Origin of the sequence: Paenibacillus tuaregi, assembly GCF_900086655.1 — a bacterium.
GTDB lineage: Bacteria > Bacillota > Bacilli > Paenibacillales > Paenibacillaceae > Fontibacillus > Fontibacillus tuaregi.
This window is the reverse complement of sequence record NZ_LT575476.1, coordinates 4298324-4304593: the sequence shown is the minus strand read 5'-3', so window position 1 is coordinate 4304593 and position 6270 is coordinate 4298324. Positions and strand designations below refer to the sequence as shown.

Genomic DNA, 6270 nt, shown 5'->3' with positions numbered 1-6270 from the left:
CAGCGGATGCGGCTGGGGCTCGCGCGCCTTGCGGATGCGGCGGCGGGGTTCACCGCCCGCTGGGAGGGCTGAACGCGAGCCTTTTTGTGAAAAGCCCGCACCGCTTCGGGTCGCTGGCGGAATCCTCCAACTGATTCGGCCGTTCCCTCTTACCTTGGGGACAGCCATGAAAGACCATTTGGGAAATCCACTTGCTTCTTGCATGTTGATAGGAATCCCAATGTCAAGCCCATCAAGATCGATACTATTTTAGATCAATGCCGCGGGAGTCAAGATTCTGCTCTGCACATGTCAGCGCGAGATACAATCCATCAACAGCTGCTCGTTATGGAATGCGGAGCTCATAAAGAGATATGGCCGAAGCCGGTGACACTACATTACATCCGCTCCATCAGATCCACCAGCCCGGCTGCTGCCACGGCAGCCTCTTCCTTGATCGTCTCCTCAGACGGCTCTCCGGCTGCCGCGAACATCCGGTGGCTGTTCGTCACCTGCTCGTAAGTCCTTAGCGCTGCGGCGCCTTCAGGCGTGAGGGAGTAGCGGCCGCGGGCAATCCGGACGAACCAGCCATAATAATTGCGCTGAAGGATGTCGGCCGCCCGGCCCACTCCGCTCTGGTCACGGATTTCGCGCGGTGCCATAGGTCCGCTGCTGCGGGCCATAACTTCGGCCACCCGCAGGGCCTTCTCGCGGTAAGCCGTGACCAGCTTCTGGCCGCGGCTGCCGCCTACGTTATAGTCTCCGCTCCGTTCGCGGAATTCATTTGCGAGCCGGTTTAATCGGGCTTTCATCGGCTTCTGGCCGTAGACCGCCGTGCCTTCCGGAGTGCAGAGCACCTCAACGAACGGCTTTTTGGTTTTATAGTGCGTCACCGTGATCAGTCCCAGTCCAAGCCTGCGGCATAGCTGGGTAATCTCACCCCAGCGCTGGTTATGAGCTCCCTTTTTCTGACGGTTCTTCTCTACCGCCAGATATACTTCCTTGCTTAGCTTCTGGCGCTGCATGCCTTGCAGGAGCAGAGCCAGATTGAAGGTTTTTTTCATCTCCACAATTAAAGGGAACTCCTCACCTGGACGGAATCCGACCAGATCGCAGTGGCGGACCTCGCTTTTCACCTCATAGCCCTGCGCCTCAAAAAAAAGCTTCAGCGGCTTATACAGTTCGGTCTCGTGTTGAACCGCCATTTGAACGGCTCCTTCCTTGGCTGATGCCTATATTCCTATGAACTGAAGTATACCACAAGCGGTTGGAGGCAAGGAGTCATCTAAATTCTCATTTAACCAATAGGAAAAATGTTATTAAGATAAAATCGTCAATTAATCGTATAAGCTCGCATAAGTATGTAGTATCCTTTTTTTCTATTTACCGTTGTTAGCTCGTGACTTACTGCTCTAAAAACAGAAATAGATGCGTAGTTCAACTCGGAAGCACAGGAGGTACCAAGCATGGATATTTTTGAACGCGTTGCGGCATACCGGGCAGAAAGCGAACGGTTGGCATGGAGCGGTACTTTTAAAGAATATATTGAGCTGCTTAAGAAAGACCCGTCTCCGGCCAAGACGGCTCATGCCCGTGTGTATGACATGATCACCTCTTATGGCGTTGAAGAATTGAACGGACATAAGAGCTACAAATTTTTTGAGCAGGAGATCTTTGGTCTGGACCGTGCCATCGAGAAGCTGGTGGAGGAATACTTCCATTCGGCTGCCCGTAGGCTGGATGTGCGCAAGAGGATTCTTCTGCTAATGGGACCCGTCAGTGGGGGGAAGTCCACCTTGGTCACCTTGCTTAAGCGGGGGCTGGAGAAGTTTTCCCGGACGGATCAGGGTGCACTGTATGCTATTGAGGGCTGCCCAATGCATGAGGACCCGCTGCATTTGATCCCACTGGAGCTGCGTGCGGATGTTGAGAAGGAGCTTGGCATTCGGATTGAAGGGAATCTATGCCCGGTCTGCCAGATGAAACTTAAGACGGAATATGACAATAACATTGAGAATGTAAGAGTAACCCGGCTGGAAATTTCCGAAGATGCACGGGTTGGAATCGGTACCTTCAGCCCTTCGGACCCGAAATCCCAGGACATTGCGGATTTGACGGGAAGCATAGATTTCTCCACGATTACAGAGTACGGTTCGGAGTCGGATCCCCGGGCTTACCGGTTCGATGGGGAACTGAACAAGGCTAACCGTGGTCTGATGGAATTCCAGGAGATGCTGAAGTGTGATGAGAAGTTCCTGTGGAATTTGCTGTCGCTGACCCAAGAGGGGAATTTCAAGGCGGGCCGGTTCGCTCTGATTAGCGCTGATGAACTGATCGTGGCCCATACGAATGAATCCGAATACAAATCGTTTATTGCGAACAAGAAGAATGAAGCTCTCCAATCGCGGATGATCGTCATGCCGATTCCTTATAACCTCAAGGTCTCCCAGGAAGAGAAAATCTACGCGAAGCTGATCGGTCAAAGTGATATGAGCCATATTCACATTGCGCCTCATGCGCTCCGGGCGGCGTCGATCTTCACGATTCTTACGCGGCTCAAGGACTCCAAGAAACAGGGAGTTGATCTTCTTAAGAAAATGCGGCTTTATGACGGTGAAGAGGTGGAGGGCTACAAGACGGCTGATCTGAAGGAACTCCAAAATGAGTTCCTGGATGAAGGGATGTCAGGGGTTGACCCCCGCTACGTGATTAACCGGATCTCCAGTGCCCTGATTAAGCAGGATCTTCACTGCATTAATGCGCTGGATATTTTACGGGCTATCAAAGATGGGCTGGATCAGCATGCCTCCATTACGAGAGAGGAACGCGAGCGGTATTTGAACTTCATCGCGATTGCGCGTAAGGAGTACGATGAGCTTGCCAAGAAAGAAGTCCAGAAGGCCTTCGTCTACTCATTTGAAGAGTCTGCACGGACCTTGTTTGAGAATTACCTCGATAACATTGAGGCCTTTTGCAACTGGACCAAAATCCGTGACCCGCTGACTGATGAGGAGCTTGATCCGGATGAACGTCTCATGCGTTCAATTGAAGAACAGATTGGGATTTCCGAAAATGCCAAGAAAGCATTCCGCGAAGAGATTCTAATCCGCATTTCCTCTTATTCACGGAAAGGGCGTAAATTCGAATACAACGACCATGAACGGCTGCGGGAAGCTATTGAGAAGAAGCTGTTTGTGGATCTCAAAGATATTGTCAAAATCACCACCTCCACGAAAACGCCGGACGAGAATCAGCTTAAGCGGATTAATGAGGTCAGTCGGCGGTTAATGGATAATCACGGCTACTGCCCTGTCTGCGCGAATGAACTTCTTCGTTATGTGGGAAGCCTGCTGAACCGTTAAGGTAGTGGATTAAGATGACAAAAACCTCCAGTTCCACAGATTCGTGGGCATAGGAGGTTTTGTTTTGTCTTGTCTAGGGAGCGGGCTTATTCGCCGTCCGGTCTTTTGATTTGAAGAGGAGGAGGGACAAGCCAACCCTTATCTTTCAATAGGCGGAGAATTCGGGCGCCGAGAGCCGCTTTTAATCCGTGGTTCTTAAGGAATAAAGCCCCTATATCTTCCCGGATTGAAATAGCGATAACCTGGCTTGCTTCCACAATACCCATGGAGACAGCCGTTGCTACAGCCGCACCGATTTCCGGATCAGAGAAGCGGGCGCCAACCGGAATTTCTTCAAGATCCGCAGGCGGTCTCTCTGGAAAAGCCGGGACTGGCGGAATTCCGTTCGCCAGCAGAATTTCATCCGCTTCTTTTATTTCCCGTGTAGTTTGGTCGATCAGGTCTTTAAGTATATCCTTCAGATCTTTGTCCCCAGCATGGTTCAGAAAAGCCTGGAAGGAGGATAAAGAACCCTTACCCTTGGTAGAACATTGCCATACCCCAAAAATTTCCCCGTAATGCAGCGGTTCGTTCTTAGGGTTGCCGCCTAGAATAGCCATGATTCACTGCTCCTTTGTGTTATATAGTTTAGCTTAAAGGGTCTATTCTAGAATCCCCATCTATGATGGTCTTATGCCTTCTGCTCTGAATCCAGCTTATCCTGTTCTATATATTAAGCTGCTGCATGCATAGCTTCTCTCCAGCCTTATCTAGCAGGCGATCAGATATCGAAGTCTAGGGACAAGAAAGCTGTGATATTTTGCGGAGATTTAATCTTTCTGATAACCAGACGGCAAGATTACCGCAGTGCGAAATTAAACGCAAAAGAGGAGGAGCTCGTAAAGAACTCCTCCTTATACTTTGTCTCTCTGGTAAGACATCAGCTTACAAACTTACGGTAGTGCTTCTGCCCGTCGAAGCTGAATACGGCTTTCTTCTCCTCAATGACCGTCTCCAAATGAACGGTTTTCCCCCACAGTTGATATACATGGGGAAGAGTGCGTTCGAGATACTTAAGGTCAAGCTCGATTCCCTCATATTTATGTCTGAGTACAAGCTCGCCGCTCCGCTGATAATCCCCATCCTGGACAACAATGTAGGGAGCACCCCCGTTGACCCGGGACAGGGCCAACTGGTCCCGGACATTTTCCCAAGACTTGTCGGTAATGGTCCACTCGGGCCCTTGCTTCTCAAATACATACAGATCCAGGTCCTGTACCAGGTTCTTAGTCAAATAGCTCCGAATGAATGAGATATCCGAATCCAGCTCACGAACCTCGAAGATCTTCTCGCGTCCCTTGCCCGGCTTTCTGCCGAAGCGCTCCTGCTCTTCGAGAGTTGGCTTATCCCAGCGGCGCTCGATATCCTCAAATATTTTCAGACCGAGATAGTAGGGGTTCAAGCTCTGGGTTGAAGGCTGCACCACAGAGGAGTTGAGCTTGGCGAATTCAATCGTCTCCTCGCTGGTCAGATCCAGTTCCCGGATAATGCGTTGATGCCAGTAGGAGGCCCAGCCTTCATTCATGATCTTGGTCTCCATCTGCGGCCAGAAATACAGCATTTCCTCCCGAAGCATGCTCATGATATCCCTCTGCCAGTCTTCCAGAGTTTCGGAATATTCCTGGATGAACCATACGATGTCTTTCTCCGGCTCCGGAGGGAAAATAGGATGCTCCACAGGTCCTGCCGCAGGCTTGTCGTCTATTGACCAGAGATCATCATATGGAGTGACAGGCTTGATAGGGTTGACCCCTTCTTTGAGCTCGCGAATTTTGGCTTCGGTATAACGTTTCTTATCCAGACGCCTTGGCTTGATGAGCTGCGGGTCAACATGCTCCTGTATAGAAAGTACGGCGTCCACGAATTTTTCCACTGTATCTGTCCCATGAATTAGTTCATACTGGCTGATTCTTTCTGCGGTGGCGGCCATGCTCTCGACCATATTCCGGTTGGTGGCCGAGAATCTGGCGTTATTTTTGAAGAAATCACAGTGGGCCAGCACGTGAGCTACGATCAGCTTATTCTGAATCAGACTATTGCCGTCAAGCAGGAAGGCATAACATGGGTTGGAATTAATGACGAGCTCATAGATTTTACTGAGGCCAAAATCATATTGGAGCTTCATCTTATTAAAAGTTTTGCCGAAGCTCCAGTGTGAAAAGCGGGTAGGCATGCCGTAGGCTCCAAACGTATAGATAATATCCGCCGGGCATATTTCATATCTCATCGGATAATAATCCAGACCGAATCCATCGGCTATCTCCATGATTTCCGCAATGGCCTTCTCAAGCTGCTGCATTTCACTGCTCACTTATGCAAACCTCCCTTCCTGCTTATGAAAGAAGCTCTTCAGGGCGTGATAGACAGCTCCTTTCTCCTTAATAATATAATGAAGGAACCGTTCCTTCTTAATATGCTTGTAGGCGGACATTAATGTGCTTCCCCGGTTGTATTGGTTCACTTCCCCATACCCGAACATATTGCTCTTATCCAGCAGCTCGCCGATTAACTTCACACACCGTTCATTGTCGGATGTAAGATTATCCCCGTCAGAGAAATGAAACGGGTAAATATTATAGCTTGAAGGCGGATATCTCTTGTCAATGACTTCAAGCGCCTTTAAGTAGGCTGAGGAGCAGATGGTTCCGCCGCTTTCCCCTCGTGTGAAGAAGTCCTCCTCACTGACCTCCCGGGCTTCGGTGTGATGGGCAATGAAGACAATTTCCACTTTTTCATACTGCCGTCGGAGGAACCGGGTCATCCAGAAAAAAAAGCTTCTGGCGCAGTACTTCTCGAAGGTGCCCATTGAACCGGAGGTATCCATCATGGCGATAATGACGGCATTGGAACGGGGAATTACGATTTCTTCCCAGGTCTTATAGCGGAGATC

General features: G+C 50.0%; 6 protein-coding genes (1 of these 6 running past the window's edge). 1 reads left to right on the top strand and 5 read right to left on the bottom strand.

Features of this window, described 5'->3' with window-relative positions; translation table 11 throughout:
• On the bottom strand, nt 1-204 hold a 204-nt coding region (locus BN6628_RS26475), incomplete at its 3' end, for a hypothetical protein (protein WP_204249262.1).
• A gap of 173 nt (nt 205-377) precedes the next feature.
• Complete coding sequence (locus BN6628_RS19260; RefSeq protein ID WP_068619963.1) at nt 378-1184, bottom strand: DUF2161 family putative PD-(D/E)XK-type phosphodiesterase; 807 nt, start codon at nt 1182-1184, stop codon at nt 378-380.
• A 261-nt stretch (nt 1185-1445) separates the two neighbouring features.
• Between BN6628_RS19260 and BN6628_RS19255 the strand changes: the two genes are divergently transcribed.
• On the top strand, nt 1446-3341 hold the full coding sequence (locus tag BN6628_RS19255; RefSeq protein WP_068619962.1) for a PrkA family serine protein kinase: 1896 nt from the start codon (nt 1446-1448) through the stop codon (nt 3339-3341).
• An 86-nt stretch (nt 3342-3427) separates the two neighbouring features.
• Here BN6628_RS19255 and BN6628_RS19250 read toward each other — a convergent pair whose 3' ends face one another.
• From BN6628_RS19250 to yhbH, 3 genes are all read right to left on the bottom strand, one after another.
• Nucleotides 3428-3940, bottom strand: coding sequence for a DUF3231 family protein (locus tag BN6628_RS19250; protein WP_068619961.1), 513 nt, complete (start codon nt 3938-3940; stop codon nt 3428-3430).
• Between the two features lie 320 nt (nt 3941-4260).
• Nucleotides 4261-5679 carry a SpoVR family protein gene (locus BN6628_RS19245; protein ID WP_187386179.1) on the bottom strand — a complete coding sequence of 473 codons (1419 nt, stop codon included), beginning with the start codon at nt 5677-5679 and terminating at the stop codon, nt 4261-4263.
• Between the two features lie 12 nt (nt 5680-5691).
• Nucleotides 5692-6270, bottom strand: partial view of a sporulation protein YhbH gene (yhbH, locus tag BN6628_RS19240; protein ID WP_068619959.1) — the final stretch only. The gene runs 579 nt beyond the window's last position; only the last 579 of its 1158 coding nucleotides appear in the window; the start codon falls outside the window, past its right edge — the gene reads right to left on this strand; it ends in the stop codon at nt 5692-5694.

Coding starts and splice junctions, on each gene's coding strand:
- BN6628_RS19260 (WP_068619963.1), bottom strand. CDS start 1,184: ATGGCGGTTCAACACGAGACCGAACTGTATAAGCCGCTGAAGCTTTTT.
- BN6628_RS19255 (WP_068619962.1), top strand. CDS start 1,446: ATGGATATTTTTGAACGCGTTGCGGCATACCGGGCAGAAAGCGAACGG.
- BN6628_RS19250 (WP_068619961.1), bottom strand. CDS start 3,940: ATGGCTATTCTAGGCGGCAACCCTAAGAACGAACCGCTGCATTACGGG.
- BN6628_RS19245 (WP_187386179.1), bottom strand. CDS start 5,679: ATGCAGCAGCTTGAGAAGGCCATTGCGGAAATCATGGAGATAGCCGAT.